The organism is Porphyrobacter sp. THAI-01a (assembly GCF_056868655.1).
On the sequence record NZ_CP180579.1, the window covers coordinates 2,743,430 to 2,768,646 of the forward strand.

Below are 25,217 nucleotides of genomic sequence, written 5' to 3' on the forward strand. Positions count from 1 at the left end.
TCGTTGTCCTACCGCTTCGCTACTTGAGGACCAATCAAACCAGCTGGTCGGCGAAGTCGGTGTAGTAGAAGTCGGTGATCACCAGATCGACGTTGGGGTTCTCGAGCGGAGCCACCGGGGTGAACTGGATCCGGAAGCGCGGCCGACCCGCCGCCAGCTCCTGCGCGGAATTCTGGTCGGCATCGAAGAACATCTCGGCGCCCTGGATCACGCCCTGCACCGCCAGCTGACGGAAGCGCGCGTTGCCGGTTTCGAGCAGATCCTTGATCAGGCCCACGGTCATGGGCTGGTCGATGAAGGGGCTGACGATCTGGCCGACAATCTCCTGCAGCGCATGGCTGGTGCGCACCGCGCTTTCGAACACGAAGCTCGGGTTCGCCTCCGGGTCTGCGCAGGTGCGGTTGCCCCACAGGCGGAATCCGTTCTGGCGGATGATCGTGGTGACCTCGCCCGCGTTGAGCACGCCGGCGTCGGTGCTGGGGTCGGTGAGATCGAAGCTGATGTCGCGATCGAGGCCGGTGACCCCCGCCAGCGGCACGTTGCTGATCGTCTTGTGCCAGCCCACGCTTTCGTCGATCTGCGCGCGCAGCCCGATCGCCCGGGCGACGATATCGCCCGCAAAGGCCGCACTCGTGCCCGGCCAGATGAGCATGAGTTCCCGGTGGCCGAAGTTCTCGCGATAGGTCAGCGCCTCGGCGACGTCGTCACCCTCCGCGGCGGCATAGACGAAGCCGCGCAGCTTCTTCGCGATGCTGACCATCTCCTCGATCACGGGCTGGGTATCGAGCCCGGGGGCGGCGATGATCTGGGGCTTCACGCCCAGGCGCTGCTCAGCCACCGCCAGCGCCTGCAGGCCGGTGAAAGTGGTGCCGTCGGTGCTGCCGATGACGTTGGTGTTGGTCGCAGCCTCGTCGATGCCGGCGGCGACGCGCACCACCACCACCACCGGGCTCGCCTGATCGCCGATCGCGCGCAGGACCGGTCCGAGCGTGCCGCCGGTGCCCGCCTTGCCGGCCGCCACGTCCACCCCGCCGGTGATCAGCACCGGGGTGTTGAGCGGAAACGCTGCATCGAGTTCGGCCTGGGCCGGCGCACCTTCGGCAGTGGCGGTGGCAACGATGCCGATCACGGCAAGGCTGACGGCGCCGAGCGCGCGGGGGCCGGAAGCGGATTCAGTGATGGTCAGGCCGTGAACGGTCATCGGGTCTTCCTTTCAGTCCTACCGCGCAGCGGATGCGGGACGGGTGTCGATCGGGATGGTGAGGGTGGTGAGCGCATTCGACGGAGGGAGATCGGTGCGCCGTCCTTCGATGCGGATTGTAAGGCGGCCGACAGCGGGCTCGCCTGCCAGCGTAACCCGGGTTAGCTGCAAACGCGGCTCCCAGCGGCGCAGCGCGATCGCCGTAGCGGCCTGCAGCAGCAGGCGGATCGCACCGTTGATCGGCCTGTCGACAAGCTCGAACAGCAGCGAGCCATAGTCGCGCCGCATCGGACGCGAGCCGATCGGGGTCGAGAGGACATCGCGGATCGACTGCGCGAGGTGTCGCTCATCGCCGATCGGCTTTCCGGTGGTGGCGTCCATGCCCTGCATGGGCAGGAGGGAAACGCGCTTCGCGCGCGCAATGCCAGAGGGGTGGAGGGTGAGAGCGGCTTCAACCGGAACCTTAGGCTCGCGAATTCTGGTGCATCGGGCGGTCGCCGCCTCCCAATGACGACGGCCGCCCTTGCAACCGCCCCTAGCCAACGCGGGCGGCACCGTGGACTGAGTAGCGGAACCGCCTTCGCGGCGCAATCGAAGGCCTAGACCGGCGTTCCCGACTGCGAGCTGCCGGCCTGCACCTGGCCGTGCTTGTGCGACTTGAGGCTGATCCCGTCGGCGATCACGTCCTCGGCGGCCGTCAGGGTCTGGTCTACAGCAGCGCTGCCGTACACTCCGAGGTTGCCGACGATCGTCACATCACCGCGCAGTGTGATCCCACCATCGGCCGTCACGTCGACGGTGCCGCCTGACGGCAGCACGGCAACCAGCGTGCTTTCTTCCGGATCGTAGGTGATCCTGGCCCCGTCAGCGAACTCGATCATTTCCGCGGCGGTGCTGCCGAGCGGCGGGAAGGCGTCCTGCACGATTCCTGTGATCGCCACGGCCGCGCCGATCTGCCCGTCAGGGCATACCAGCAGCACCTGCTCGCCGACGCTGGGCGGGGACCAGACCCGGGTCAGCCCGGCGCGCGGGGTTAGCCAGCGGATCGGGCCGGTCTGGGCAGGCGCCGGATCGTCCGGGTCGCCGAAGCGCACGACACAGCGCGCCTCGGCCAGATCGACCTCGATCACCGTGCCGATGCGGATCAGGCTGGCGAGATCGGCGGGGATGTCTTCCTGCGGGGCGGGGCGGATCATGCGCGGATCCTACGGCTTCGGATCCGGCGGGCAAGCGGCGCGCAATCGCGCGTTGTGCGCCTGCAGCTCGCGCACCGTCTCGTCCGTGTCGAAGCGGTTGCCGGGATCGTCAGCACCGGCCGCAGGGGCAGGCACGTAGCTCACCAGACGGTCGCCCTGGCACCAGCTAGTCAGCTGCCGGATTGAAGCGCTCGCAGGCTTGCTTGTCCCTACTGTCGAGCAGGCACTCAGAGTAGCGAGCAGCGCTGCGCTCACCAGAAGTGCGAAGGTCAGCTTCGGCATTGTTGGCGTCTCCCAGTTGGTCGAGGGTCTGTTCGTGCCCGGCAGCGACGGCCTCCGCCGCGCCGGATTCCATGGCGGTGTCGAGCGTCTGCTCGAACCAGTTGCTGGCGATCGACATGACAAGCCAGATGGCAAGCCCGACGAGGATGAGCGGTGGCAACCAGGCGAAGCGCCTGGCGAGCTTGTCGCCAAGGCCGAAGGCCAGCAGCAGGCGGGTTCCGAATGCGAAGATCATGGCTCGTCACCTCCCCGATTGTCGTTCTGCCCCGTGAATAGGAACGCCATCACGAGGCCGATCAGCCCCTGGATGACGACTGCCTGCGAGAGGCTCTTGAACCGGTCATCCTTGGCCAGTTCGGGATTGAAGGCGATCATGCCGAACACCAGCAGGACCAGGCCGAAAGCACCGCCACCCGCAAGGATGCGCGCGAGGGCCATGTTCATCGGGGGAAGCTTCATGCTTCGTTCGTCGAGACGACGCCCCCTGTCATCTTCGGCAAGCCCGCTGCCGGTCGGCCGAGCTGCGCAGGCCAGCGGATCCCATTCGGCACCACGCGGCTTTTGGCCAGCGGCATGATGTTCACCGCGTTCTTCTGATTGCCGCCCAGCACGTAGTAATTCGCGGGGCTCTCGCCCACGAGGAAGCCGACATGGCCGCCGCCCTGCCGGCCGAACACCGCCACCGCGCCCACGATGGGCGGGCAGGGCACGCCCCAATCCGCCCACGCCTTCGCGCGCGGGAACAGCTTGGGATAGGGCAGGCCCGCATGCTCGATGCAATGCGCCACGAACAGCCCGCACCAAGGTGTCTCGTCGTCGGTGAACCATGCCGCGCCGAGCCGCTTCCAGCCCGCCACGATCCACGGGTTATGCTTCGGCCCCGGGATTTCGCGCGTGCCGTCCAGCCTGCGCGCCTCGACCAGCCAGCGCGGCTCGCTGGCGGTCGGTGAAGGCGAAGGGGCGGGTCTTGCCGGTGCCTGCCCGGCGCGCGGCACTTCGAGCGCGTCGAGCACATTATCGAGCGCACGAATCCGCAGCGGACCCTCGACCGGATCGTTGAACACGGCCGGTCGCGCCTGGCGAACCGCTGCAAAGATGGGGGCGCGGGGATCGTGCATCAGGATTTCCCTTTCAGCATGGCCATGCGGCCGGTTTCGCGCGCCACCCACATGATCCCGAAGGCAATCAGGGAGAGGTGGCCGAGGTCGATCATCCAGCGCCAGTCAGCCTGCGCGGCGCCGAACAGCGTGAGGAAACGTGCCGCGCCGAAGCACATGACCGCGAAGGCGAAGGCGTAGAGCATGGCGCGCAGCACCGCGTCGCGCGCCGGGCTGTTGGCCGAATGCCAGAACAGCGCCAGCGCGAGCACGAGGTCGGCGATGGTAAGAAGGATGGTCACTTCACACCCCCTTTCCAGGGAAGCGACATGTCGCCGGCAGCGGCGCGGCGGGCGAGCCAGGGCGAAGCCAGCCCCGCGACGCCCATGACCAGCTGGATGGGCAGCGCCGAAATCCAGGAGAAGATCGCCCCGCCGCCGGCGAAGTGCGGATGGGCGAGCCCCGCGAAGATGCCGATGACCAGGGCGACGATGACAGTCAGCGGCAGCGCCAGGCGTTCGGTCGAAGGGGAAACCGTCATCCCGACAAAGCCCCCCGCGATCGCGAAGAACAGGCCTGCGATGACATGCGGCCAGGGCGCGGCGAAGCCCATGATTGCGGACACGCCGGCCAGTGCGCCGCTAAGGGATTGCATCTTCAGTTCATGCACAGCTGCGACTCCTGGGCAGGGGTTCGCGCGACATCACGCCGCGCGCTCTAGGGCGCCGAGCGCGCCGTTTCGGGGATTGCCGACCAGGTCGATCGGGCAGGCTTCGTCATTGGCTGGAATGACGCCCAGCAGGACCGAACCGGCGACTGGCATGTAGTTGCCGCCCCCCGTGCCGGTGACCGCCGGCGCGCGGTGGTTCGCCCGCCAGTCAGTGAACTGCGCGCGCGCATCCGGCCCGATGTAAGTGATCGATGCCGGCCAGGCCTCGCCCATCCATGCCCCGTTGCCTGGCGCGGTGCTGCCATCCGATGCGGCCTGCAGGACGCGAACGTATTCCCATCCGACACGGTGGGCGACGTTCCAGGTGTGAATGCGCGCGCCGACATTCTGATGAAGGTCGGTCTTCGTATTGATTTCGAACAGCGCCGACCGTCTGAAGATCATCATCTTCTTCAGCTGTTCTTCCGCGTCGCCGCTGTCGGTCATCGTGAAGCTGTCTTCGTAACCGATGTTCAGGCGACCGCCGACGAGGGTGACGTAGTCGAAGAAGAAGTTCCTCTGGGCGATGTTGACCCCGTCCCCAGCCAGATTCATCGCTCCCTGGCCGGTCGCGCCATAGACTTCGACGAGAATGTTCAGCCCGCCGACTGCTGTCAGCGTCCTGTTCGACCCATACCTGACGGGGAAATTCCCAGCATTGCTGCTGCGGATGGTCACTCCGACCAGAACAATATTGTCCTGCGCGGGCTTGCTGGTGATCGTCGGCGAAGTCTCGATCAAGGTGCCCCCCGTCGAAGCATCGGTCGCAACCCCGCCGATTGCATACAGGGAAGGCCACTCGCGAACCGCAGCGATGTCTGTGTCGCGGAACAGCAGATATTCGTTCGGCACATTGCCGAACCCAAACGCCCAGCGCCCCAGCGCGGGCTGGGCGCAGTTGGTCATGAAGATCATGCCGCCCTGCCAGATCCCAACAGCCGTGCTGGCCGTGCCCTGCGCGTCGATGAAGGGCGAGTTGTCGATCCAGATTTCCTGCCCGTAGGCAAAGCCATTGACCTCGCCCCCGTCCAAGAAGGCTGGCGTTCCGCTGGTGACGCCGATCAGATCAATTCCCGCAAAGCCGCGCAGACAGGTCCGGCGCGGAACCGTGCGCCCCGCAGTGAAGCCGACATCGCGCTGCAGGCGGCAATTCGTCGCGCCGGTGACAGGTCGGTAGATGCACCATGTCCCGCCCTTGCCGATTTCGCTCGCGTCGAAGTTCGCCGCCGTGCCTGTGCCGCTGACGGTCTTCAGAAGGGTCAGGGTGTGCGTGGTGTCGCTGAAACAGATTTCGATCCCGCTTTGATTGTTGCGGCCATAGGTCGACACGTTCAGCGCCAGCGCCGCGCGAAGTGCCGCGCGCTCGGTCAGGAAGGGCGTGGCGAGCGCGGCGGCTTCGCTTACGGTCGATGCCGCGCCGGTAGTGTCGCTGCCCGTCGCCGGATTGACGACCGCAAAGACCCTGCCGAATGTGCCGGCATGGTTGACCGTGTGCCGATAGTTGCAGAACTGCGCGGCCAGGTAGGAACCGGCCTGGCTGTCGATCGGGGTGTCGCCGATGAAGGGATAGCCGCGCCAGCGTTCTTCGACTTCCTCGCCCTGAGTGAAAGCGGTCATGTCGATCTGCGCGGCGAAGACGGGGACAGCGTTCGTTCGCCTCGGGAAAGCGGTGCTGGCGGTCATCGCCGCCACAATCTGCGAGCGCGTGACGCCACTGGTCAGCCCCGTGATGTCGCAGCGCGCGGCTGCAAGGGTTCGACCTTCGGCGGCGTGGATGCTGTTCCCAGAGACTTCGAAGCGGCCCGTCGCGCCCAGCAGGCGATAGGGCGGCAGGAAGTTGCGAAGCGCGATGTTGGGATAGGCTTCGGTCGAATTGTTGGCGACGCGCATCCCGTCCTGGACGGGTGCCGCATTGCCGCCGACCGAATACCATCCCGCGTTCAGGCGCAGGATCGGGTCAAAGCCGGAATTGACCAGCTGCCCGCCGGTGTTGGCTTTCGCCCTGGCGAATGCCTGCCGATCGAGCGACAGGCGCCAGGTCGCAATCCCGCCGGCGATGGTCTGGAAGCCCTGCGCCTGGTTCGGATGCGGGCGCCGCAGGGCGCGGCGGGCGCGAAGGACACGGGTTCGGATGACCGCTTGCGCGTTGCGGTCGAAGCCCTTGTCATACATCAGAAGCTCGATAAGCCCCGCGTTGAACGTCCCGCCGGCGTTGGCTTCGGCGACATCGATTTCGAGAACCCAGCCCGAATTGAGGACGCGAGCGGCCAGCGCGACAGCAGGGGTCGCGCCGCGCGCGAGGGCTGCCAGGCGGTCCTTCAGCGTGACCATTTCGGCCTGGTTATGGAACTGCAGGGACACGGCCAGCGCGCCCGCGCTGACCGCGCTTTCCAGGGTCAGAAGCTGGGTGGTGCCGGCGTTGCCGACTGCCGCGATCTGCGCTGCGCCGACTTCCTCGACATCGGCAAGAACCTCGCCCGCATCGGCTGCTGCCTGCTGCGCCTGGTTCTTTGCGTCGGTCGCTTCAGCTGTGACCGCTTCAACAGTGTCTTCCAGAAACGCGCCCAGCGGCATGCGCTTTGTCGCGCCGGCCTGGACGACGACCAGCTGTTCGGCGCCGGTGATCGGTCCAGTCTGGGGAAGGTCGCTAATCTTCGGCATCAATCAAACTCCGGCCAGGCGGGATTGTCGGAAACGGGGAAGGCGACCAGATCGCGGGCGGCGACATCGGCCAGCAGCGCCTCGATCGCGTTCGATGCGTCGCGGATGGCATCGATCTGGGCGAAGCGGCGGGCGCCTTCAGGGCTTGGCAAACGGGTGTCGTTCAGCTGGCGCCAGATCGGGCTGACCTGGTCGATGCGGCGGGCGGCTTCGCGCTTGATCGCGGCGACCAGCTGGGAGCGCTGGATGGTCGCGTCGACGCGGCGGGCGGCGACCTTGGGCTTGCCATCGCGCCCCGCGGTGACGGTCTGGCCATCGGCCAAGGCTTCGACCAGCTGCGCGTGACGCCGGCCGGGAATCGCGACCGCGCCTTCGGGCGCTTGCGACCGGCGCAGGAAGAATGCGGGCTGGGGCTGGCCGCTCGCATCGGGGACCATTGCGAAGAAAACGGTCATGACAGATCAATCCTTCCGATCGCGATGAAGTTGCAGCCATCACTGATGTCATTCGCCTGGAAGACCTGGAATCCGGTCTGGGTGACGGTGCCATCGCGAACCGCCGGATAGTTATCCTGGCGGTTGGTGTTGCTGTCGCTCGTGCCGTCGACGATGACCGCGAAAGGCTGGCTGAAAGCGATCGGAAAGCTGACCGAAGTGGTCCCGTTCGGCGCCGCCGTGAAGCGGCCCCATTGAATAAGCAGGGTGTTGGCAGGGTCGGCGGTGGGAACCGTGCAATAGCCGTTCATTCCGAAACTCTTGGAGAATGGTCCCAGCGCGCTGGGCGTGATCGCGGCGGTCGATACGGTTCCCGCCCTGACCTGCGCGGCGCTGGCAGCCGCGACCGCGATGACGCGGCTTGCAGCCAGGGAACCGCCGCCGGTGGCGAGCCCCGAACCTGTGATGGTGCGCGCTGCGATCGCCGCGATGTTCGCTGCCAGACTGGTGTCTGCGCCTTGGCGCGCGACTTGCTCGGCATTGATCAGGCCTTCGACCGCCACGATGGCGGCGGCGCGATTGACGACTTCGGCGGCGATCGCAGCGATGACGGGTTCCAGAACGCCGGCCAGCTTTAGCGGGGTGACGATGCGGTCATCATCCTCGCCCGCCAGGGCTTCGGCCAGGGTGGCGATTTCGGCGACGCCTTCGACGGTTTCGGTCGCGCTGACGATGGCGCCGAAGGCTTCGGCCAGGCGGGTCGCCAGCTTCAGCGGGGTGACGATGCGTTCGTCATCCTCGCCATCGTCGACTTCAGCCTGGGTCGCGATTTCGGCGACGCCTTTGACGGTTTCGGTCGCCGGCGGGAACAGGAAGGTCGCATCGCCGAAGGTGATGTCGCCGCTGATGGCATCCTGAAACGCGATGTCGAAGGCCAGCTGCAGGTTGAGGATCGGCGCTTTCGAGACGATCGGGTCGGCCTGGCTATAGACCGCGAACAGGGTTCCATCGGCCAGGAACAGCCCGAAGCCGCGAACGTCATAGGCGTCCTGACTCGAGTCCTGCGCGGTCATGTGGATGATGGTTTCGCTGATGACCGCGCCCGACACGCTGGCAATCCGCTTCACTTCGCCAGGCAGCGCGGTCAGCGTCGGCGCGGGCGTGAAGACCTGGTCGCTGAAACCGACTTCGTCGACCTGGATGGCAGCGGTCACGCCGGTCTGGGCGTCGACCAGGGCATCGAGCCCTGCCGTGGTGATGGTCAGGGGGAAGGTCATCAGGCGGACTCCAGGAAGGCGCCGGCTTCGTCCCGAAGCGGCTCGCCGATTTCGCTTTGCAGGTAGGCCTGCCAGACAGGGTCTTCGGCGGCGGTCAGGTCGGCTTCGGCTTCAACCCGCCCGAAGGCGCCGAAGGTGACGCCGGAAACGACGCCCAGCTGCGCCTGGGCATAGATGCGATAGGACGCGATGACATGGGCGCGCAGCGGCTTGACCGCGGCGATGTCGGTCAGAAGCTGGCCGATGGTGTCGCTGTCATAGTCGATTGCGCTGGTGTTGCGGTCGGGCAGGTCCAGGCGAAAGGTGAAGGGCTCGAGATTGGCAGGATCTTCGAACCATTCGGTCACGCCGATCAGCGGGTCGATGCGGTCCAGGGCGCGGCGCACGGCCAGCTTCGTTCCCTTGCGGCGCTGGTCATCGATCGCGCTGGCGATCGCGTCGCGCTTGACCTGTTCCGGCCAGGCGGTGTCCCAAATGTCGATCGACACGCCCCAGGCCAGCCAGGGCAGCAGCTGGGCGGGGCAGCGCTCGGGCGACCAGACATCGCCGATCGGAACCGGCAGCGCGCCCAGCCTGTCGGCTTCGACCGCATCCAGCGCCCGTTCGAAGGCGGTCGCGTTGGGCGGCAGCAGGGTCATGACCCGAAGCCCGCGACGCTGACCGCGCGCGTCCCGACATTGGCGATCTGGGTCAGGTCGACCGCGACATCGGAAACCGGCGCGGCCAGGATGACGTTCTGGACGCCGCCGACATGAAGCGCGGCAATGATCGCCGATCGGGTGATGTCGCGGCCCAGGCGGCGGCTCGACTGCAGCAGCTGGTCAAGCGCGGCGTTTGCGGTGTCCAGAATCAGCTGCTGGTCGGGTCCAGGGAATAGGACCAGCTGGGCGTCGATGTCGAAGGAAACGCTGGCCGCGCCGGCGACCGTGACGCGATCAGTCAGCGGGCGGATGCCATCGCTGTTCAGCAGGGCGCGAACCGCCGCCAGGACTTCGGGCGAGGGAGCGCCGCCGGCGCCGCTGCGCGACAGGATGGTGACGGTCACTTCGCCAGGGCGCGGGCTGATGGCGCTGGCGTCCAGGACATCGGCATCGGCGCTGAGAGCGTGGAAGACATAGGCGCTGGCCGGCCCCGCTACGCTGTAACTGTCGGGCGCCAGCAAAACGCGGCGGCGCAGGGCGGCGTCATTTTCGAAAATCGCTGGCGCGCCGGTCTGGGGATTGGCGGGCGCGATCTGCTGGCGGGTGACGCCGAACAGCGCGGCCAGATTGTCGAGATCGGCGCCGCCGGCATAGGCGACCAGCACAGAACGCGCGGCATCGTTGATCCGCTGGCGGAGCACCAGCTCGGCATAGGCGCCGGTCTCGAGCAGCTTGATCGCAGGGTCGCTCTCGACAAAGGCGGTGAATTCGGGATAGCGGGCGAGGAAATCGGCACGGCGGCGGGCGTAGATCGCCTCGAAGTCGAGCTGCTCGATCACATCGGGCGGCGGCAGCCGCGAAAGATCAATCGCGGTCGAGCTGGCGCTGGTGAAGTTGAGCGGGGTGCTGGCCATGCCGCCACCTGCCTGTCACGCGCGCGCGAATGGAAGGGCGCAGGCAGGTGAAAGCCGGTTTCACCGCTCGAAGATCTCCGACACCACCTCGAGCACCGCTTCGCGATCGGCATCGTCGAAGCCGAGCAGCCGCCGTTCGGGAAAGCGGGTGAAGACCTCGCTTCCGTCCGGGGCGCGGCCGACCCGCCCGCGCAGGCCGAAATGGTGGATGGCGGCGATCCGGTCGTTCTTCGCCGGAGAGATCTCGACGCTGTCGGGGGTTGCCCTGATCGACCACTCGCGCGCCAGGCGCAGCTTGCGGAACATCCGGCCGCCTGCCTTCCGGCGCACCCGGCCGCGCTGGTCGAGCCGGGCCTTGCGTTTTTCCATCGGGCCGCCATCGGGCTCGACGTTCTGGCTGATGCGATCGAGGTTCGACCGGCGCAGAGCCTTGCCCAGCTTCATGGCCGCGCGCTTGCGCCGGGCGGGAGACAGGCCCTCCAGCATCTGCCCGAACCAGTCATCGAGCGCGGCCAGCGCGTTCGAATCGTAATCAGCCATCGCTCAACCGCACTTCGGCCAGCGGCGGGATCGGGTCGACGCCTTCGAAGGCGAGGCCATCGGCGAACAGCGGGTCCGGCTCTTCGAGATAGGTCACCTGCCAGCTGCCGTCCGGCTGCGGCACGACGGCGATATTTTCGGTCAGGTTGATCGTGAACAGGATGTCGGCCGTGCTGACATCAAGGATGTCGCTTTCAAACTGGAAGCTGTCGCCATTGGGGGCGAGCAGATCGGGCTGGTTGACCCGCAGCCAGCGGGTGATGGCGAGCGCAATGATCGCGATATCGGTCTTCGCCTCCTCGATCAGGACCGACAGCGGATACTGCAGCGCAAAGCCGTGGCTGTCGGTGCCGCGCGCGAGAACGGCGCCGTTCTCGATCCACAGCTTCAGCCGCCCGGGTTCGTTGCGCAGCTCGGGGATGGCGGCGGTCAAGGCGGCGCGGAGGGACTTTGCTTTACTCACCGGTCCTTGCGTCCTATCGCTTCGCTACTTGAGGACATGATCAATCCCAGAGCTTGACGGTGGCGCGCGTCGGCGGCGCGGCGGTGGGAGTGGCGAGATCGGGCAGGGTCACCCGCGTCCCGCCCGGCAGGGTCGGCCCCAGATCGGCCAGGTGGGGGTTGAGATCATAGGCCTGCTCGGTCACGCCCTCGGTCCGGCCGAGAACGCGCCAGCAAATGGCATCGAGCGTCTCGCCGTGCTGCGCGACGGCAATCATGGTCAGATAAGCTCCACCCGGTTGCGCGCGGCGCGGGCCTTGGCTTCATCATCCGCCGCGCCGATCGCGCGCAGATCGGCGACCGCATCATAGGCCTTGGTGCGGTAGATCCCGGCTGTGTCGCGCTTTTCCTCGTTGCGGTCGATCGCCTCGTCGGTGGCACTGACATCGACGTGCATGTCGGCAAGCTCGGCCGCCGCATAGAAGGTGACGATGCGCTGCCAGATCAGCTCGGCCTTGTTCTTGCCGTTGATCTGGTCCTCGGTCACGTCCGCCAGCTCGGCCGCGCCTTCGAGCACACGGGCGGCGCGCCAGTCGGCCATGTCGCGCAGGCCAGAGAGAATGGCACCCTCGATCGCCTGCACGAGGCGCTGGTCGGTGACCGTGCCCTCGCCCATGCGGATCGCCTTGCGCACGTCCTCGGTCAGGGTGGCAGGGAACCAGCCATCGGCCTCGACCGTGATTCCGGCAGGCACGAAATTGTCGGGCGGCGCGGTCAGGCCGGTCATGTCGGGAGCCTTTGTTGCTCACCCGCAGCGGACATGATCACCTCCCTTCACGTTGCTGGCGCTTCCCCGATGTGGGGAGGGTGGGGACAAGCGAGGCGATCGGGGGGAGGTAATCCCGTCGCCTTCCTGTCCGCCCTCCCCGACGCCGTGGGGCGCGCTGTGTCGGCCCGATCGGGCCGGAATTTCTACTGGCCGTTCTTCGCCGCCAGATCGCGCAGCATCTTCTCCGCGCGATCGATGTCCTTTTTCACGCCCACCTTGGCGTTGAGCTTGAGCGCGCGCTTCAGGTGCTCGAGGCCTGCCGTGGCATAGGCCCCGGCCCCGCCGGCCGGGCCGGTTTCGTCGCTGGGGTCGAAGTCTTCGGCCTTGGCCAGCCAGCTGCGGCCCAGTGCCTTGTCGAGCTTGGCCTTGGCGGCGTCCGGCATGTCGGCGCCGAAGGTGAGCTGATCGATCTCGACCAGAACATCATGCGGCACGGCGCCGGGCTGGGCGAGCGCGATCTCGGCGATGTCCTCGCGCAGGAAACAGGCGGTTGTGCGGCTGTAGCGTTCGGGCAGGGTGAGGCCGTGCTTCAGGGCGAAGCGGCCGAGCACCAGCGCGAGATCGAACTCGCTGCAGTCGATCGCCCAGACCAGATTGGTCATCAGGATTTCGTCCTGCACGGGCTGGTCGGCTTCGAGGACGCCCGCGATCCAGGGGGCGAATTCGGTCATGAAGTCGCGCTTCATGGGGATCCGCGCTTCGTGGCTTTCGACGTCCTGCAGCTTGCGCAGATTGTCATGCAGCACGGCGCGCAGGACGGCGTACTCCTGACCCGAGGCGCTTTCGGGATCGGGCTCGGCGAGGGCAACGACGGCTAGGGCAGAGCCGGCGAGCGCGGCCAGTTTCTGCTGGCGCTGGCGCAGGAAGGGGGAATGGGACATGCGGGTCACCTCGCTCTGGAATTGATCCCCGCTCGATCCGGCGGCGGGGGGTGGGAACCGGGCTGCGGCTTCCAATCCGCTGCTCTTCCCACTGGCTGCTGGCTCCAGCGGCGCCGACCCGGATGTCAGCCACCGCCTTCAAAGCCCCTCGGGGGGTTGTCCCGTTACGGCGCCGGGCGGGCCGGTGCGCCGCCGATCACGATGTTTTCGACCAGCACGGCGAGCTCGTATTCCTCGACCACATAGGCCTCGTTCACGCTCTCGTAGTTCGCGACGCGGTCGTATTCCGGCTCATCCTTGAGCTGGCGGCGGCGCGAGCCTTCCTGGTAGTAGATCGACAGGTTGCTGAGCTTGGTGATCAGCAGCGAGTTGGCCGGGAAGCCGGTCACCCGCATGGCGCGCAGGCCACCCATCATCTTGGTCGACATCAGGATGCGATCGGTCGCTTCGACTTCGGTCGCGGTCGCCCCGGTTTCCTGCGCGATCGTGAAGTACTTGTCGTCCATGAGGTTGCGGCCGACGATGACGACAAGGTCGGTGTCGTCGGCATGGCTTTCATGGATGCCGCGCATCGCATCGCGCACCAGCGCATCGAGCGAGGCGTAATCGGCGTCGGCGGTGACCGCGTTGGCTTCGCTGGCATCGAACAGGGTCACGCCCGGCTTGACGTAGATCGCCTTGAGCGCGGCGTTGTTCGCGCCGTTGCTGAGCACGGTCAGCGCGCCGTCGTCCATCACCTGGGCCGGGGCCTCGGTGCGGATCTTGTGCAGCCACCCAATGTTCACATCCTGCAGCAGCGGGTTCGCGACACGGTTGGTGGTCGCCGCGGCGCTGGTGCCGTGGAAGCCGATCATCTGCCGGTCGAGCGCGATCTGGCGCACGATATCGTCGCGCATGAGGCGCTCGAAATCGGGGTTATGCCGCCAGGCATCGAGGATCGCGTAGGGGCGCGCCCAGTCGAAGTTGGTCTTCTGGCACAGGTAGGTGTGCTTTTCGTTCGCCGCGCCCGGATCGGTCGGCGTGCGGCGGGTGCCGCCGCTGGTGTCGGTCCGGCCCGCGATAGAGCGCGACACGCCCACGCCCAGCACCTGCCCCTGCTGATTGATCACCGGCAGGATGTTGATCATGCCGAGGAACTCGCTGGTGTTGCGAATTTCGGCTTCGAGCATCTGCTCGGCGTTCGGATCGACCGCGAACTTCACCGTCGCGTCGGAGACATGGTTGGCCATCGCGACATGCGAGGCATAGGCCATGAAGAGGGCACGGGTGGCATTCAGCATTGTTTCGGGTCCTTTTGGCCTTGAGGCGGAGCGAAGGTCGGTCTGTCGGGGCGCTGGGGGTAGAAGATTCGGGGGTTAGAAGTTGGTGCGGAAGCGGCCGCTGCCCGGGCCGCCGGTGCTGGGCGTGCGGGCGGTGTGGCCGGCGGCCGGCGTGGTTTCGAGGCCCTGCTTGAGGGTGTTGAACTTCACCTCGAGCGCGTCGGTCGCCTCGCGGGTCTCCTGGCGCAGGCTGGTGATCGACTTGTCGATCGAGCTCGCCAGCTCGGTGAACACGGTCCGCAGATCATCGGCGGTGAAGCCAGCGGGCGCCGCGGCGGGATCGACGGCCGGAGCGGGGGTGTGCGCGGGGGTCTGCGCGGGCGCCGGGGTCTTCGGGGCGAAGCGGTCGGCGAAGCTGTCGAGCACACCCTTCAGGCCGGACAGCAGCCCGGCGGTTTCCGGGGTGCCCGGGGTGTCGAATTCGAGCAGCGCGGCATCGCCCGCTTCCTCGCGCGAGAAGCGCTGGATACCGGGCACCGCGGCCGAAAGCTGGCTGGTGAACTGCAGGCGATCGGTGGCGATCGAGGCCGGGCTGTCGGTCAGCGCGCAGCCCATGAGGTAGGCGAAGCCCTTGCCCGCGAAGTCCGGATGGATCTCGATCGAGGGATAGAGCTTCTGGCCGGCGGCGTTGAGCGCCTGGGCTTCCTCGGTCACGTCGAAGACGCCGTAGAGCGCGGTGCGCTGTTCGGGCTTGCCGTTGAAGTTGACGGTGATTTCCTCGGTTTCGAGGGAGAGCACGTCGCCATAGGCGCGGAACGGGCCGTCGGAGCTGATGCCGCGAATGTGCTCGATGTTGAGGCGGGCCGAATAGACCTTCGGGTCGTAGCTGCTGGCCATCTGGCGCAGGTGCTCGGCTTCGATTACCCGGCCATCGACGGTGGCGCCGGAGGTGGCGAGCAGGAAACGCTTGGTCTTCATCGGTCTGGGTGCTCCAGCTTGTGGCTCGGGGACGTTGGAGGCACTAAGGCCCCGCCACGGGGTCAGGACGCAACGGCGCGGGCCGGTGGAAGCGCAATCCACCGCGCAAGCTTCTGGCGCGCCCCCCGTGCGGGGGGTGCATGGCAAGGCCATGCACCTGCCCAAGGCCCCAGCCCCTGAAGACGTCAGTGCCCAAGTCTCCGAGGGCCGCGAAGCCTGGACGGCGATGCGGCGCATTGCGCGCTCGCTCTACTGGCGCGGGTGGACCGTGGCCCAGATCAGCGAAGAATACGGTATCCCCTACCAGACCGTCGGCAGCTGGAAGCGGCGCGACAAGTGGGCCAATGCCGCGCCCGTCGACATCGTCGATGATCGCATCGAGGCCAAGATCGCCACCCTGCTCGACAAGGAACCCTTCACCGAAGGGGACATGAAGCGGGTCGATTTCCTGATGCGCCAGATGGAGCGCACCGCCCGCATCCGGAAGTACACCGCGAGCGGGAAAGAGGGGGACCTCAACCCCAACCTTGAGCGCCGGAACGATGACAGCGCCAAGGCCAAGCGCGCCGAGAAACGCAAGAACCAGCTCACCCGTGAGCAGTGGCAGGCGCTGCTCGACGATTTCCACGAGCACAACTTCGGCCACCAGCAGGTCTGGTGGGAACAGCGAAACCAGCGCACCCGCAAGATCCTGAAGAGCCGCCAGATCGGCGCCACCTGGTACTTCGCGCGCGAGGCGGTGGCCAAGATCGCCGAGGCGGTGCTGGCCGGCGAGCAGCCCCGCAACCAGATCTTCCTCTCGGCCTCGAAGCGGCAGGCGATGAAGTTCCGCCGGGAGATCGTGGGCTGGGTCAAGCGGGTGACCGGCGTCGACCTGAAGGGCGATCCGATGATGCTCGACCTGTCGGCGCTGGTCGATGCCGACGGCGAGCCGCTCGCCCTCGATCCGGTCGGGCTCTACCCGCTCTCGACCAATTCCAACACCGCCCAGGGCGAGAGCGGCGATTTCTACTTCGACGAATTCTTCTGGGCGGTCGGCTTCGCCCAGCTGCGCAAGGTCGCCGCCGCCATGGCGACCCACACGATCTACAAGCGCACCTACTTCTCGACTCCCTCGACCAAGACACACCAGGCCTATGCCTTCTGGTCGGGCGAGGAATGGAACGGCGGCCGACCCAAGAACCAGCAGCAGTTCTTCGACCTCACGCACAAGGCGCTGAAGGACGGGGCGATCATGCCCGATGGCAGCTGGTGCCAGATCGTCACGGTGCACGATGCCGTCGCCGCAGGGATGGGCGACCTGATCGACGTGGACGAACTGCGGGTCGAGAGCAGCGAGGACGAGTTCCGCAACCTCTACGAGTGCGAATTCGTCGACGATGCGGCCTCGAGCTTCCCCTGGCGCCTGCTGCGCCCGGCGATGGTGGACAGCTTCTACACCTGGCGCGATTTTCACCCCGCGCATGTCGAGGTTCCGGGCCTGCGCCCCTTCGCCGACAAGCCGGTGTGGCTGGGCTACGATCCCAACAAGCAGGGCCGCGATGATGCGGCGCTTGCGATCATCGCGCCGCCCGATCAGCCGGGCGTGGGCAAGTTCCGCATCCTCGACAAGTACAAGCTCAACGGGCTCGATTATCAGGGGCAGGCCGACCGCATCCGCCAGCTGGCGCAGGTCTACCATGTCACCGACATCGCGATCGACGTGACCGGGGGGCACGGGCAGGCGGTTTACGAGATCGTGCGGCGTTGGTTCCCTCAGGCGCGCAAGATCGAATACTCGCTCGCCAGCAAGGCCGCGATGGTGATCAAGGCGCAGAACCTGTTCCGCACGGGCCGCGTCGAGTTCGACCAGGGTTGGACCGACGTGCTGCAGGCCTTCATGGCGATCAAGCCCGCGCTCACCGCCAGCGGCAAGGGCGTGACCTACACCAGCCCGCGCAACGGGGTGATCGGCCACGCCGATATCGCCTGGGCGTGCATGCACGCTTTCTCCAACGAACCGCTCGATGTCGAGCATGCTGCCAGCGGCGCGGGATCATCCGTCGTCGCCTTTTCGGACTAAGGATCGCCTGCCATGGAAGAGACCGTCCCTGCCCTTGCCACCACCGCGCAGTTCGCATTCGGGGATCCCGAGAGCGTCATCGATCGCCGCGATCTGCCCCAGTATTTCGAGGTGTGGCGCAACACCAACTGGTACCACCCGCCGCTGCCGATGGTGCGGCTCGCCCAGGTGTTCAACATGAGCCCGCACCACCGCAGCGCGATCGCGCTGAAGACGAATCTTCTGGTCAGCCAGCAGGTGCCGAGCCGGTGGCTCAGCAAGAACGACTTCGAGCGGTTCGTCATCGACTTCCTGCAGATGGGCAACGGCTATCTCGAGCGCGTGCCCAACATGGCGGGCGGCATGCAGCGCGCAGCCTTCACCCCGGCCCGGCATACCCGGCGCGGGGTCGATCCGGGGGTCTTCTGGTTTGTCGAGAACGGCATCGAGCCCGATTACCGGTTCGAGCCCGGCACGGTCTATCAGCTGCAGCAGCCCGACGTGGCGCAGGAAATCTACGGCATGCCCGAATGGCTCTCGGCGCTGCAGTCGGGCTTGCTCAACGAGAATGCGACCCTGTTCCGGCGACGCTATTATCTCAACGGCGCGCACGCCGGGTTCGTCTTCCATGTCTCCGACACGCTTATCAACCAGGAGACGGTCGACGCGCTGGTCGAGAAGTTCAAGTCGGCCAAGGGGGTCGGCAACTTCAAGAACCTGTTCCTCTACACTCCGGGCGGGAAGAAGGACGGTGTGCAGATCCACCCGATCGCCGACGTCGCGGCGAAGGACGAGTTCATGAACGTGAAGAACATCAGCCGCGACGATCTGCTCTCCGCCCATCGCGTGCCGCCCCAGCTGATCGGGATCATCCCGCAGAACGCCGGTGGCTTTGGCAACGTGAGCGAGACACTCGACGTCTTCATGCGCCTCGAGATCGTCCCCATCATGGGGCGGATGCTGGAAATGAACGACTGGTTCGGGGTGGAGGTCCTGCGATTCGACCCGTTCACGATGAGCAACGGTGACCAGCTCAACCCAGACGGGACGATCACGCCGGCAGGAAGCTTGCGCCGGGGCTGATCGCCCCCTCTGAAAAGCCTCTCAGACACACTTCAGGCGCCCTCGGCCCGTCGCCGGGGGCGTTTTCGCGTGCGCAGCGCCCGAACTCGGCCCGTGGGGGCAAAGCCTCCCCCCGCCCCCCCGCGCGCCGCGGTCGCCCCCACGCCACGCCTTCGGCTTTCGCGGCGAACGTTATGCAAGATCCGGTGGCCAGGCTGATGGCTACAGAGCCGGGTATGGTCGGGAGAGACATAACATTTGTAACATCGGCTCAAAACGGCCCTGAAACCCGCAGAATTCTGCGGTTTCCGAGATTATGTCCGCGACATAATCTGACATAATATTTTTGAGGCCCAGACATTACCTCATTGATTTTCCGAGGTTTCTACAACCGAGAAAATTGGGGTCCGAGGACATAATCTGGTTACATCAATGTTATGTCTATATTATGGTGTAAGTTGTTGACTTTATGGCAATGTTATAAATGTTATGTCGTTCCCGAGCATACCCATCACTTAAGCGTGCGTGACGAAACTCTGCGGATTTTCGCGGTCGGTGGCGCAATGGGGCTGACATGAGGCATCAAGCTGGCCGGCGCTGCAGATCACTGCGCGCGGAGCCGAGCTGCCCGACTTACTCTAAAGGTGGAGCGGGTGAAGGGAATCGAACCCTCGTCGTAAGCTTGGGAAGCTTCTGCTCTACCATTGAGCTACACCCGCATTTCAATAGCTTAGGCTATCGAGAACCCGGCAGTTTACAGTGTGGTTTACACCGAGCCGCTGAGGCGACGCGTCAATTCCACGACAATGGCCTTGTCGTCAACGTATCTTTTGCGGATTTGATCGACCTGCTCGACGGACCAACCCATGATCCCGGCGACCTCGCTATTGGTAAGGGCGGCCTTCGATTGGGTCATGATGCGGGTGGCGAAGGTCCCGCGCAGATCATGCAGCCGCTTCGGGGTGCGCTTCTCTTCGCCAGTGATGGGGTCACGCTCGGTGTGCCAGATGAACCTGCCGGACCAGCCCTAATCGCCGCGCTCTCTGCTTCACCGGACGGACCGGATAGGTGGCCGAGCGATGATGCTCTGAAGTCGGATTGGCTGAACAAGAAGTTCTACGGTTACCTCCGTCGCAACCGGGTTTTGATGATCCTGCGCGCCATCGAGGAGCATTATCAGCACAGCAATCTCAAGTCTGAGCCAGTGCTGGTGTTCAACTTCGACAAGTTGGAGATTGAGCACATCATGCCGCAGAAGTGGGAGGAGCATTGGGCGCTCGACCCGCAGATGTCGCGCGAAGATCGAAATTGGAAGGTTCAGGGCATCGGCAATCTGACGCTAGTCAGCGCCGCCTTGAACAAAGACATGAGCCACGGACCTTGGATCGCGCCTGAAGGTAAACCGTCCAAACAGAAGGGGCTTCGCGATCACACCAAGCTAGAACTGAACGCCCGGTTGTTGCGTGACTATCCGGAGCAATGGGATGAAGACTGTATGTCGGCGCGCGCAGCGTCGCTATTTGAGGCTGCGGCTGCGATTTGGCCCTCACCTGCGGCCTTGCTTGGATTGACGATGCAACCCGTTGCAACCGCCGCCTAATCCCTGCCGGAGGAGACAATGCACGAGTTCGCGAACGACGATCAAGGCTATAGACGATGGATCAGCGGCAACCCCAACGGGTTCGTTTTGAATGTCCGGAGCAATCCCGGCCCGAATTACACCGTCCTGCATCGCGCCGACTGCCGGACTATCGCCAGAACACGAGATGATGGGGCATACACAGGACGCGGCTATCACAAGGTGGTTGGCGAAACGGTCGATGAGTTACGTGGCTACACTCGCTCAATTGGCCGGGCGGACGGGTCTTTCTCCGGGGCCTGCGGGCACTGTAACCCGCTCCGCGACTAGACCGTCCCACATGACCCTATGACCCTACGGGGCAAACGTCCCGAAGCGCGAAAACGACTTCTGTGGGACGCTCTCGGCCCTTCATGGAGCCATATTAAGCTTTCCCACTTGGGCAGGGCCTTGTGGAACCAAACGACCTCGCTGCCTCCCTGTTCGAGCCGCCCGGCGTAAGGACCTTCATGTGATCTAGTCGCCTAAACCGTTGGCCAAGTGTTCTCTCCCTTGTTGGCTCCCTGAGCCACTTCGATCTCAAAAATGAGCTTATCTGGGCCCTCTTCAAGTCCAACGAGGTGGTGGCCAAGCTGAGACACTAGAAACGGTATGTCGAGAGCGGTCATCGGATCAGTGCATATGACGGTCAGTCGAGCGCCTGCCGTCATTGCGTTCAGCTTCCGCTTGGTCCGGATGGATGGGACAGGGCACTCCAGTCCGGATAAGTCGATAGTTTGGCTGTTCATGTCAGCGATTTGCCGATCTTAGCCCGATCTGTCTAGAAGGGTGCTGGAACGCTCGCTAAGGCGACGTATGCCACTGAGGGATAAAAAGTGCTCGAATACGACCAACTTATTGAAGCCGCCCGCAAAGAGATAGCGGCCGAGTATGCAATGGATCACAAGCACCCGTGGGTCGTGGGTTTCTCAGGCGGTAAGGACAGCACACTCGTTACACATTTGGTTATCGAGCACCTGATGGCGATCCCACGGTCAGAGCGCACCCGACAGGTCCACATCGTGGCGAACGACACCCTCGTCGAAAGCCCGCTCGTGATTGGTCACATCAAAAAGGTGCAAAGCGAAATCGAGCAGGCTGCGGCCGCGTTTGAGCTACCAGTCACAGTCGCTGTCACCGCTCCCGATGCCGACCACACCTTCTGGGTGAATTTGATTGGTCGCGGCTATCGTCCGGCGTATCTCGATAACATGGGATTGACCCTTGGCTTCAATACGCAAGCAAAACCCGGTGCTACCCGTGCGATCTTTGGACAGGGTTCAAGCCTCGTTGATCTCCCGGTGGGACAAGCGCTTTCTCGTGTTCGCGTTGACGCGAAGACTAGACGTATTCGCGCTTGGGAATAATCGATTGAGCCATGACGCAAACGCCGTCTGATCCGAAGCTCAACGACGAACTCACCGTTGCGGCATACAATCAAAATGTGGAGACGTTTCGCTCCCTTAACCAGTTGATGTGGCAGATACCACTCATCGCCATGACTTTGACGGGTGGATTGTGGTTTGGCGTATCGAGTGCGAAGGGCTTACACTCGTTCCAACTCGCCCTCCTCTTGATGGCCACAGCAGGAAATATCGGCCTAATCGTAATTCTCCACCGCCTCCGCTACATCATGGAGCAGTACTTGACTTGGCTCTCACAGGCTTTGCCTTCTGGGTTTGTGAGCGCGAAGGGGAAAGGTTTACAACAGCCCTTTGTCGTTCGGGTGACCTTTCAAATACTTCTAGGATTAGCAGTGGTGACGAGTATCGCACTTGCTTTAGTGGTTTGGAGAGACAGACAATCCGAAATGAGCAAATCTAACCGAATTGCAGCTGTCGCGTACTATGATCGGCTAGCAGAGGACCTTGCGAGCACAAGCGCCTAAAGGAACTTCTGACCTCGTCGGGGAAAATCTACCTTACCTATCGCTCTGGAAATAACGCTGAGAACCGCCGACATGAGTACGAAGTCTCATCGGGAGAACTGGAGCGGATCGCCTTCTCTACTGGCTTGTCGTTCCAAGAGATCAGTAGGCGGCCCGATATGCTGGGCCGACCGGGTGTCGAGTGGATTGCGATACAAATGGCCCGACGCGATCAAGAAGACGAACCTTCTAATTGAAGTTGAGCCCCATTTCGCGGCTTTGGAGCTTGACCTTCCAGAGTTGCTCTGCGGCGATGATTTCATCTGCGGTTGCTGCTGAGCCGAGCACCTCAAGGATGCTGACCTGATAGTTCGAGGGGTCTCGGCTTCTCAAGCCGACGTTTCCGCCGTGACCTGTCGCGATGTAAGACTGCCACCGTCCCCAAAACCCGCCTACACCGTGCGCTGATCCCACATACTGCTCTCGCGTGCGTGGGCACGTGAGAAGGTAGACGCCCCTGCTTGCCGTGAGCACGGCAATCCATGAGGCGGGCAGGCTCGGTAGGCTCCCTAGGTCTCCGATAAACCGTGTGAAGCCGGGGAAGTCAGGTTCCCTGAAGCCCTGCGTCAATTCAATGATCCGCTTGTCCCCGGTATCGCGATCTGCCCTCTGCGCCCATGAGCGCGCACCTGCGCCCCATTCTACCCTTAGGCATCCGGCTAGGTGCTCGAACTCTGGCAGTCGCCGAAACTCGTAGAGGTCGAGTTCGATCGCCATCTCAGCACGCGTTTGACGGCAAAGCGGATCGGTCCATTCGTCCGGGGCAGGCTGATGTCCAAACACCTCGTAGAGACCAACAAATAGCGTGCTCCTGTCAGGAGGGACCACGAAGCTCGCCCAATAGCGACTTGCGAAGTAGCTCCGGCGATTGGCGCGCTGGGCGCTCTGATACCGCTCGAACTCTGCCCGATCATCGCGCCAAATCGCATAGGGAGTAAGCCCATCATCAGAAACGCTTTGGTGGCGCATGAGCCGGACATCGCGCGGGTCGATACCCGCTTCCCGGAGCACGAGATTGAAGGTCAGTGGCACGAGTTTCTCCCCCCGTGAGCGGTGCAACAAGTTGCACCATCATCCTTCTTTTCGGTTTACACTCCTTCAGCAAGTGTCGGAAATCTAAAGGGCGCTTTTTCGCTCGGTATACACCGAAACTCGCAGAAATCCGCCGTTTACGGGAGCTTGGGAAGCTTCTGCTCTACCATTGAGCTACACCCGCATCGCGCTGGCGGGGCCGGTGGTCCGGCTGCCTGATGCGCCCGCCCCTTGCCACGAGGGGGCGGCGCTGGTCAACACCCGTTCGCCGGGACCGGCCCAACCGGCGGAGCGGGGTTATTCTTTGCGGGGCGCGTCTTCGGCCTCCAGGCGCCGCGCGAGGGTGTCGACGAGCGTCGCGGTGTCGGCGGGCTTGGGGATCAGGGGAATGTCGGAGAGATCGGCGGGCACGACGCCCGCATCATAGCCGGTCAGGAACACGACCGGGATCGAGCGCGCCCGCAGCGCCCGCGCGAGATCGAAGGACCGCACCGGCCCGAGGTGGATGTCGAGCAGCGCGATGTCGACCCGCGCCTCGGCGAGCAGGGCCTCGAGATCGGGCGGCGTCCCCCGGCAGGCGGCAATCACCGCTCCGGCCCGGGCAAGGCTGTCGCGCGTATCCTCGGCCTGGTAGAAATTGTCCTCGACAATCAGAATGTGGCGGCCCGAAAGCCTGCTCTGCGGCATGAAGAAATGTCCCTCGTTCGTCGCCCTTGCGGCCGAACCTATTCGTTTCTGAAGCTGGCCTCGATGATCCGGCTGGCGAGGTCCGCCTCACCGCCGGAGGAAGGCCAGTCGCGGATCGCGGCCAGCGGCACGACCAGCCGGTAGGTCATCCCGCCCGCATCGAAGCGGCGCTCGGCCTTGCCCCGCAGCGTCGCCGGGACGATGCTCATCAGCAGGGTGGTGCCGAACCCCTCGGCCGGCGGCTCCCCTGCCGCGGCAGACGATGCCGCCGCACCGCCATGCTCGCGCCAGAGCAGCGCGAAGTCCTCGCCGGTGACGGACCAGGTGACGCTCACGCGCAGCGCATCGGTGGCGCCCAGCCCGTACTTGTGGGTGTTGGTGGCAAGCTCGTGCAGCGCGAGGCTCAGCTGCTGGGCGGCGGTCTGGCCGATATCGAGCGGCGGGCCGGAATGGTCGATGCGATCGCCATAGGTCGCGCTCGGCACGGCGAGCGCCGCCTCAACCACCGCCGTGAGCCGCGCCCGCGCCTCGCCGTCCGCGCCCATCGACCGCGTGGCATCGGCGAGCGCCCGCACCCGGCCGAGGAAGGGATCGAGAAAATCGGCGAGGCTCCGGCTGCCCTTGGCCGATTGCAGCGCCAGCGTGTGCACCACCGACAGGAGGTTGCTGCTGCGATGCACCGCCTCGCGCGCCTGCACCGCGAGCGCGGCGGTGGCCCGTTCGAGATCGGCGGTGCGCTCGCGCACCTGCAGGTCGAGCGAGGCGAGCGTCGCCTTGTGCGCGGCGATCTCCTCGTGGAGGCCGCGGTTGAGCGTCTCGAGCGCCGCCGGCGAGGGCAGGCTGACAATGCCGGGGATCAGCCGGAACAGCATCACCGCCGTGGCGATCGAGACGAGGCCGGTGGCGAGCTTGAGCCAGCCCACGAAGGGATAGATCGGCACCCACAGCGTCACGATCATGAAGAGATGGGTGATGCCGCACAGCAGGATGAAGGCGGCGAACAGCACCACCAGCGCCGGCTGCGGCATCTCGGTGCGCCGGCGCAGCACCATGAACAGCGCGACCGGAATGGCGGTGTAGGACAGGAAGATCAGCAGGTCGGAACCGGCCCACAGCAGGACCAGCCAGGGCTGCCACAACAGGCACATGCCGTGCGGCATGTATTCGCCATAGTGGATGACATGGTGTTCCATGCGGTAGTCCTCGCGTCCATCTCGGGGCCGGCACCTGCGTGTCGCACCGGCTCCGTCGACGGGATGCAGGGAGCCTGAAACTGTCCACACCAGACAGATTTCACCCCGTCAAGCGTCAATCGCTGTCCTGAAAAGGAACATACGTCAATAAACCCAAAAACCAACCGCAGGCCGTGCGATAAAGATCATGGTTGATTAGTCATCAAACCTAACATGGATTAAAGAACACCCGGGCTTTATCTCAAAGGACATGGCCCGCCGGAAGCGTCATTACATTTGATACGCGGCGATTCGCAAAAAATGCGGGATCCGGCTGA

At 64.8% G+C, this 25,217-nt stretch carries 30 protein-coding genes and 1 tRNA gene; 5 read left to right on the forward strand and 26 right to left on the reverse strand.

Annotated elements, in window-relative coordinates:
- Window positions 1–34 precede the first annotated feature (34 nt).
- The 21 genes from ACMX37_RS13205 to ACMX37_RS13305 all read right to left on the reverse strand — a co-directional run bounded on the left by ACMX37_RS13205 (window position 35) and on the right by ACMX37_RS13305 (window position 15,340).
- The gene (locus ACMX37_RS13205) at window positions 35–1,201 is read right to left on the reverse strand and encodes a phage tail sheath subtilisin-like domain-containing protein (RefSeq protein WP_483146368.1); all 1,167 of its coding nucleotides are present in this window, start codon (window positions 1,199–1,201) and stop codon (window positions 35–37) included.
- Window positions 1,202–1,219: 18 nt separating this feature from the next.
- On the reverse strand, window positions 1,220–1,591 hold the full coding sequence (locus tag ACMX37_RS13210) for a GPW/gp25 family protein (protein WP_483146369.1): 372 nt from the start codon (window positions 1,589–1,591) through the stop codon (window positions 1,220–1,222).
- Between the two features lie 209 nt (window positions 1,592–1,800).
- Window positions 1,801–2,397, reverse strand: coding sequence for a phage baseplate assembly protein V (locus tag ACMX37_RS13215; protein WP_483146370.1), 597 nt, complete (start codon window positions 2,395–2,397; stop codon window positions 1,801–1,803).
- Between the two features lie 9 nt (window positions 2,398–2,406).
- Window positions 2,407–2,541 carry a hypothetical protein gene (locus ACMX37_RS13220; RefSeq protein WP_483146371.1) on the reverse strand — a complete coding sequence of 45 codons (135 nt, stop codon included), beginning with the start codon at window positions 2,539–2,541 and terminating at the stop codon, window positions 2,407–2,409.
- A gap of 22 nt (window positions 2,542–2,563) precedes the next feature.
- Entirely contained in the window at window positions 2,564–2,914 is a 351-nt protein-coding gene (locus ACMX37_RS13225; RefSeq protein ID WP_483146372.1) for a hypothetical protein, read from the reverse strand.
- A complete protein-coding gene (locus ACMX37_RS13230) occupies window positions 2,911–3,138 on the reverse strand; it encodes a hypothetical protein (protein WP_483146373.1) in 228 nt (75 codons plus the stop codon). Before ACMX37_RS13230 ends, ACMX37_RS13225 begins: the two co-directional genes overlap by 4 nt.
- Window positions 3,135–3,743 (reverse strand): TIGR02594 family protein, encoded by a 609-nt coding sequence (locus ACMX37_RS13235; protein ID WP_483146374.1) that lies wholly within the window; start codon window positions 3,741–3,743, stop codon window positions 3,135–3,137. The genes ACMX37_RS13230 and ACMX37_RS13235 overlap by 4 nt, the downstream gene beginning before the upstream one ends.
- Before the next feature lie 53 nt (window positions 3,744–3,796).
- A complete protein-coding gene (locus ACMX37_RS13240) occupies window positions 3,797–4,078 on the reverse strand; it encodes a hypothetical protein (RefSeq protein ID WP_483146375.1) in 282 nt (93 codons plus the stop codon).
- Window positions 4,075–4,446, reverse strand: a complete 372-nt coding sequence (locus ACMX37_RS13245) for a hypothetical protein (RefSeq protein WP_483146376.1) — start codon at window positions 4,444–4,446, stop codon at window positions 4,075–4,077. Before ACMX37_RS13245 ends, ACMX37_RS13240 begins: the two co-directional genes overlap by 4 nt.
- A 33-nt stretch (window positions 4,447–4,479) precedes the next feature.
- Window positions 4,480–7,146 (reverse strand): hypothetical protein, encoded by a 2,667-nt coding sequence (locus ACMX37_RS13250; RefSeq protein ID WP_483146377.1) that lies wholly within the window; start codon window positions 7,144–7,146, stop codon window positions 4,480–4,482.
- Window positions 7,146–7,601 (reverse strand): hypothetical protein, encoded by a 456-nt coding sequence (locus ACMX37_RS13255; protein WP_483146378.1) that lies wholly within the window; start codon window positions 7,599–7,601, stop codon window positions 7,146–7,148. The genes ACMX37_RS13250 and ACMX37_RS13255 overlap by 1 nt, the downstream gene beginning before the upstream one ends.
- Window positions 7,598–8,857, reverse strand: a complete 1,260-nt coding sequence (locus ACMX37_RS13260; RefSeq protein ID WP_483146379.1) for a gp53-like domain-containing protein — start codon at window positions 8,855–8,857, stop codon at window positions 7,598–7,600. Before ACMX37_RS13260 ends, ACMX37_RS13255 begins: the two co-directional genes overlap by 4 nt.
- Window positions 8,857–9,495: a phage tail protein I gene (locus tag ACMX37_RS13265; RefSeq protein WP_483146380.1), complete on the reverse strand. Its 639-nt coding sequence runs from the start codon at window positions 9,493–9,495 to the stop codon at window positions 8,857–8,859. The genes ACMX37_RS13260 and ACMX37_RS13265 overlap by 1 nt, the downstream gene beginning before the upstream one ends.
- A complete protein-coding gene (locus tag ACMX37_RS13270) occupies window positions 9,492–10,412 on the reverse strand; it encodes a baseplate assembly protein (RefSeq protein WP_483146381.1) in 921 nt (306 codons plus the stop codon). Before ACMX37_RS13270 ends, ACMX37_RS13265 begins: the two co-directional genes overlap by 4 nt.
- Window positions 10,413–10,472: 60 nt before the next feature.
- A complete protein-coding gene (locus ACMX37_RS13275) occupies window positions 10,473–10,952 on the reverse strand; it encodes a phage virion morphogenesis protein (protein WP_483146382.1) in 480 nt (159 codons plus the stop codon).
- Window positions 10,945–11,415: a phage tail protein gene (locus tag ACMX37_RS13280; RefSeq protein ID WP_483146383.1), complete on the reverse strand. Its 471-nt coding sequence runs from the start codon at window positions 11,413–11,415 to the stop codon at window positions 10,945–10,947. Before ACMX37_RS13280 ends, ACMX37_RS13275 begins: the two co-directional genes overlap by 8 nt.
- A gap of 40 nt (window positions 11,416–11,455) precedes the next feature.
- Window positions 11,456–11,671, reverse strand: coding sequence for a tail protein X (locus tag ACMX37_RS13285; RefSeq protein WP_483146384.1), 216 nt, complete (start codon window positions 11,669–11,671; stop codon window positions 11,456–11,458).
- 2 nt (window positions 11,672–11,673) lie between these two features.
- Window positions 11,674–12,180, reverse strand: a complete 507-nt coding sequence (locus ACMX37_RS13290) for a head completion/stabilization protein (RefSeq protein WP_483146385.1) — start codon at window positions 12,178–12,180, stop codon at window positions 11,674–11,676.
- A gap of 185 nt (window positions 12,181–12,365) precedes the next feature.
- A complete protein-coding gene (gene gpM / locus ACMX37_RS13295) occupies window positions 12,366–13,103 on the reverse strand; it encodes a phage terminase small subunit (RefSeq protein ID WP_483146386.1) in 738 nt (245 codons plus the stop codon).
- 164 nt (window positions 13,104–13,267) lie between these two features.
- Window positions 13,268–14,383, reverse strand: a complete 1,116-nt coding sequence (locus ACMX37_RS13300; protein WP_483146387.1) for a phage major capsid protein, P2 family — start codon at window positions 14,381–14,383, stop codon at window positions 13,268–13,270.
- A gap of 75 nt (window positions 14,384–14,458) precedes the next feature.
- On the reverse strand, window positions 14,459–15,340 hold the full coding sequence (locus tag ACMX37_RS13305; protein WP_483146388.1) for a GPO family capsid scaffolding protein: 882 nt from the start codon (window positions 15,338–15,340) through the stop codon (window positions 14,459–14,461).
- 151 nt (window positions 15,341–15,491) lie between these two features.
- On the opposite strand from ACMX37_RS13305, the gene ACMX37_RS13310 reads away from it, so the two are divergent.
- Window positions 15,492–17,402: a terminase large subunit domain-containing protein gene (locus tag ACMX37_RS13310; RefSeq protein ID WP_483146389.1), complete on the forward strand. Its 1,911-nt coding sequence runs from the start codon at window positions 15,492–15,494 to the stop codon at window positions 17,400–17,402.
- Window positions 17,403–17,414: 12 nt separating this feature from the next.
- Window positions 17,415–18,464, forward strand: coding sequence for a phage portal protein (locus ACMX37_RS13315; RefSeq protein ID WP_483146390.1), 1,050 nt, complete (start codon window positions 17,415–17,417; stop codon window positions 18,462–18,464).
- Between the two features lie 624 nt (window positions 18,465–19,088).
- Here ACMX37_RS13315 and ACMX37_RS13320 read toward each other — a convergent pair.
- A tRNA-Gly gene (locus ACMX37_RS13320) sits at window positions 19,089–19,162 on the reverse strand.
- Between the two features lie 119 nt (window positions 19,163–19,281).
- On the opposite strand from ACMX37_RS13320, the gene ACMX37_RS13325 reads away from it, so the two are divergent.
- Complete coding sequence (locus tag ACMX37_RS13325) at window positions 19,282–20,043, forward strand: HNH endonuclease family protein (RefSeq protein ID WP_483146391.1); 762 nt, start codon at window positions 19,282–19,284, stop codon at window positions 20,041–20,043.
- Window positions 20,044–20,546: 503 nt separating this feature from the next.
- Here the strand turns inward: ACMX37_RS13325 and ACMX37_RS13330 are convergent.
- Window positions 20,547–20,810: a sulfurtransferase TusA family protein gene (locus ACMX37_RS13330; RefSeq protein WP_483146392.1), complete on the reverse strand. Its 264-nt coding sequence runs from the start codon at window positions 20,808–20,810 to the stop codon at window positions 20,547–20,549.
- Between the two features lie 87 nt (window positions 20,811–20,897).
- On the opposite strand from ACMX37_RS13330, the gene ACMX37_RS13335 reads away from it, so the two are divergent.
- Together ACMX37_RS13335 and ACMX37_RS13340 are read left to right on the forward strand one after the other, a co-directional pair.
- Window positions 20,898–21,428 (forward strand): hypothetical protein, encoded by a 531-nt coding sequence (locus ACMX37_RS13335; RefSeq protein ID WP_483146393.1) that lies wholly within the window; start codon window positions 20,898–20,900, stop codon window positions 21,426–21,428.
- Between the two features lie 11 nt (window positions 21,429–21,439).
- On the forward strand, window positions 21,440–21,949 hold the full coding sequence (locus ACMX37_RS13340; protein ID WP_483146394.1) for a hypothetical protein: 510 nt from the start codon (window positions 21,440–21,442) through the stop codon (window positions 21,947–21,949).
- A gap of 228 nt (window positions 21,950–22,177) precedes the next feature.
- Here the strand turns inward: ACMX37_RS13340 and ACMX37_RS13345 are convergent, their stop codons facing one another.
- The 3 genes from ACMX37_RS13345 to ACMX37_RS13355 all read right to left on the reverse strand — a co-directional run bounded on the left by ACMX37_RS13345 (window position 22,178) and on the right by ACMX37_RS13355 (window position 24,900).
- Window positions 22,178–23,020 carry a GIY-YIG nuclease family protein gene (locus ACMX37_RS13345; protein ID WP_483146395.1) on the reverse strand — a complete coding sequence of 281 codons (843 nt, stop codon included), beginning with the start codon at window positions 23,018–23,020 and terminating at the stop codon, window positions 22,178–22,180.
- Window positions 23,021–23,317: 297 nt separating this feature from the next.
- Window positions 23,318–23,707, reverse strand: a complete 390-nt coding sequence (locus ACMX37_RS13350; protein ID WP_483146396.1) for a response regulator — start codon at window positions 23,705–23,707, stop codon at window positions 23,318–23,320.
- Window positions 23,708–23,745: 38 nt separating this feature from the next.
- On the reverse strand, window positions 23,746–24,900 hold the full coding sequence (locus ACMX37_RS13355; RefSeq protein WP_483146397.1) for an HWE histidine kinase domain-containing protein: 1,155 nt from the start codon (window positions 24,898–24,900) through the stop codon (window positions 23,746–23,748).
- Between the last annotated feature and the right edge of the window lie 317 nt (window positions 24,901–25,217).